The organism is Sedimentitalea sp. (assembly GCF_039973035.1).
GTDB lineage: Bacteria > Pseudomonadota > Alphaproteobacteria > Rhodobacterales > Rhodobacteraceae > Sedimentitalea.
In genome coordinates this window covers 1-3,308 of the sequence record NZ_JBDWLR010000008.1, presented here as the reverse complement: position 1 = coordinate 3,308, position 3,308 = coordinate 1, and the positions used below count along the sequence as shown (strand labels likewise).

Annotated in this window: 2 protein-coding genes and 1 pseudogene; 2 read left to right on the top strand and 1 reads right to left on the bottom strand. The window is 57.0% G+C overall.

What is annotated here, in order from left to right; all coding sequences use genetic code 11:
• The first annotated feature begins 327 nt into the window (after positions 1-327).
• The gene (locus ABJO75_RS01265; RefSeq protein ID WP_348134953.1) at positions 328-1,059 is read left to right on the top strand and encodes a phosphatase PAP2 family protein; all 732 of its coding nucleotides are present in this window, start codon (positions 328-330) and stop codon (positions 1,057-1,059) included.
• Positions 1,060-1,153: 94 nt separating this feature from the next.
• Here ABJO75_RS01265 and ABJO75_RS01260 read toward each other — a convergent pair whose 3' ends face one another.
• Positions 1,154-2,737 carry a phospholipase D-like domain-containing protein gene (locus tag ABJO75_RS01260; RefSeq protein WP_348134952.1) on the bottom strand — a complete coding sequence of 528 codons (1,584 nt, stop codon included), beginning with the start codon at positions 2,735-2,737 and terminating at the stop codon, positions 1,154-1,156.
• A 453-nt stretch (positions 2,738-3,190) separates the two neighbouring features.
• Between ABJO75_RS01260 and ABJO75_RS01255 the strand changes: the two are divergent.
• Positions 3,191-3,283 (top strand): annotated as a pseudogene (locus ABJO75_RS01255) (IS5/IS1182 family transposase); the annotation flags it as partial.
• Positions 3,284-3,308: the final 25 nt, after the last annotated feature.

Sequence of the window (3,308 nt, the reverse complement as noted above, 5' to 3'; positions counted from 1 at the left end):
AGCCAGACAGACGCGCGCATTGCCGATCCGCAGAATTGGTCGCCCTTCGTTCTGTTCGAGGGATGAACTCGTCAACGATCGCAGGAAGTTGTGATCATGACTTTAGGTAGTGAAGGTGTAGACGCCCCGGCTGGCTCTAGCTTGCCATAGTGGGTTTACAAACAACCTTTGATGGAGGCGTCTACATCTTCACGACCCACATGAGGTTATTCATGGGAAAGGGCGCGATCCGAACTTCACCGGCTCCGTGCAACTCGGCTCAGAAAAGTAGTGCGCTTGACACATGCCAGTTGTGGAACTGTCTGTTCCAGGAAAGAGTTTAGCCATATGAAATACGAAAATGTATCAGCTTTGGTTCGCTGGACCCGACGCCATATCGAAATTACGTCTCTGACCCTTTTGGGCATCATCGTAGTAGCGGTGTGGACGCTTGCCGAACTGACCGACGAGGTTGTGGAGGGGTCCACCCGCAATCTTGATCGCGACATCCTGTTGCTCTTGCGAGCGCCAAGCGATCTGTCCGATCCGATCGGTCCCTGGTGGCTTGAAGAAATGGGTCGCGACATCACTGCTTTGGGGGGCGTTGCGGTACTGACGCTCACGACACTGATTGTCTCGATGTTCTTCCTGCTTCTGCGCCGCTGGGCCTCGGTGCTTTATATTCTGGTGACCGTCGGAGGCGGCATCCTGATCAGCAGTATCGCAAAAGACTATTTCGATCGCCCGCGACCCGACCTCGTGCCTCATGATGCAATCGTCCATACTGCCAGCTTTCCATCGGGCCATGCCATGATGGCGGCGATTGTATATCTTTCGCTGGGTGTTCTGATCGCGCGCGTGCAGCCGCGGTTCGTTCTGAAGCTCTACGTCATGAGTGTTGCGATCTTGCTGACGCTGTTTGTGGGTGTCAGCAGGATTTACATGGGCGTTCACTGGCCGACCGACGTTGCGGCAGGCTGGCTTGCAGGAGGGGCATGGGCGATGATTTGCCTGATTGTGGCCCGCATCTTGGCGAGGCGCGGATACATGGATGCGGAAACACTGGAGGATGCTGGATAGGCACTGCCAATCGAAGACTTTCCTTGACCGAAACTCCTCAGCAATCCTGTTCATCTTGAAGGTCGCAGGAGCCGCTTTCGCTGCGGTAAACTGACTAGCGGCGCGACCTCTTGTTTCTGCGAATGTTCCACGCTTTCCAACCCAGGTATCCTAGGACCACGACCCCGGCGATCATAGCGAGATGTCGGGGACGCAATCCTTCGCCGGTCGATGTTGTCTGGCCCGGCAAGTAGCGTGGGTCCAGCAGGCGCGTGTCGGCTAGGAAGCTGCCTCTCCAACTCTCGTTGTCGGGTGGAATTTCGCGCAAACCGCGCCCGTCTGGCGCATTCAGGTTTTCGATTGCGGCGATCAGAGTTCCCTGCTCTTGCAAAGCCTTGTCAAAGGTATCTGGTGATATATCCAGATGTTCCGATAATAGGCGTGTGCGGAATTCGGCGATCAGTTTGCCCGGCCCTTCGACCGCAACGTCGCATTCGGTGTCAAAGCCCATGGAGCGATCGTTCAGATTGCTGGACCCCAGACGCAGGATGCGGTCATCAACGATCATGATCTTAGCGTGGACATAGATTGGCTCCCCCGCGCTGTTCACGGGATAGTAGATGCGAAACCGGCCGCCCTGATCGGCCGCGTTCAATCGCTCGATCATCCGGCTCCGCAGGACATTCATGGCGTCGTCTTCGAGCTGCGACTGGGCCTCATGGGGGTTGATCACCACAAGTTCAGGACCGTCACGCTCCTCAAGACGCTTAACCAGCGCCGCGCAGATTTTTTCGGCTGCGAAATACTGGGATTCAATATAGATCGTCTTCTCCGCCACCTCGATGCTGCGCAGATACAGTTTCTCGATCTCGTTTGTCAGCGACGATCCATCATAGGGAGGCTCGGTGCGCGCGATGGCGACCTTGACATCGGTTGCATCGGTATCGAGCGTTTCGGGCCACTGTATCGGATCGGAAATATCGGGGCGCTTCAGTTCTTCGTCGTTAGCGCGATACCAGCGCATCCGCGACAGTTCCGCCAAGGCTGATGCAGCCGGGCCGGTCATCGCCGAGGTCACGTCATGCCACGGGCCGGATAGCGTGCCATCCTTTCCCACCCGTCTGGGGTCGTCCGGTTCATGATCGGATGTATCCCAGCGTTCCTCGGTCGCGTCGATACCTCCACAAAAGGCGAGGCTGTCATCGGCCACAACGATCTTCTGGTGGTGGCAGGCCCCGAACGGGTGATGACCGTCGAGGGCGAAATGTATGCGGTCGCTGCCGAATGTCGCTAGTGCAAGCGAAGGCAGTATCGCTCCCGGTGCAGCGAGCACTGCACCGTTCCATTTCAGCAGATAGACATGCAGGTCGGGCGACTGCTCGACCACAGCCTCAATAAAGTCGCCCAACTGGTTCGGGAACCCGTCCGGAGCGTTCCCGTTTTCATCGCTTTCGCCAGGCAGCATCTCCAGCTCAAAACCGAAATCCCAGCCGATCAGCAGCAGTTCTTTGCGGGCCGCAATGAAAACCTTGCGCAAGACGCGGAAGTAATCCGCTGCATCGACGATCAGGGATATTCTGTCTGCGCGCGCCACACGCCAGCAGGTCTCGCTGGGCTCAAATATCGACCCGGCTTTATCGGAAACTCGTCCTTCCGCTACGGATGGCTTCGGTGCGGTCTCGGTTCTGTCAGGCTTCACATCATTCTCCCCTCTTCGCAGTAAGTTATGTCGTAGCGCAACTCATCGCCAGAGCCAGCCGACTATCTTGTCATGGGGGGTGTCACATTAGCGCGCAAGACATCGATCTGGGCGTAGGCAGTGCCGATGCAGCCTCAGTTTATCAGCAACAAGCGCCACCAGTTTCCCGGTCTTCAAATCCTCGACCGTCGCACGCTAAAGCCACTTCGCGACCGCTATTGGATTGATGCCCGACTCCCTGCTCAGCTGCGCAAGCGAAGCGTACGCCTGTCGGCCAGCCGATCTGTGTGGCAGATCTGAGGACGTGCGTACCCTCCCATGGTTTGCTGTGCAAACCAATGACGGGTAACAGCACGTGGCGCTCCTGTGACGAACTTGTCCCATATGGGCGTTGTTGCAGGGATCGCCCCACCGCTGATATCGATGCGGCTTGTACCCTTCAGGATGTTGTGAATGCCGCACAAGTTCAACGCCGATCGTCGTGACAAGATCCCGAAGCAAAAGCATCGGGTGACCAACTGGTCTGAGTACAACGAGGGCCTGCGATAGCGAGGTGATCTGACGGTTTGGA

Coding starts and splice junctions, on each gene's coding strand:
- ABJO75_RS01265 (WP_348134953.1), top strand. CDS start 328: ATGAAATACGAAAATGTATCAGCTTTGGTTCGCTGGACCCGACGCCAT.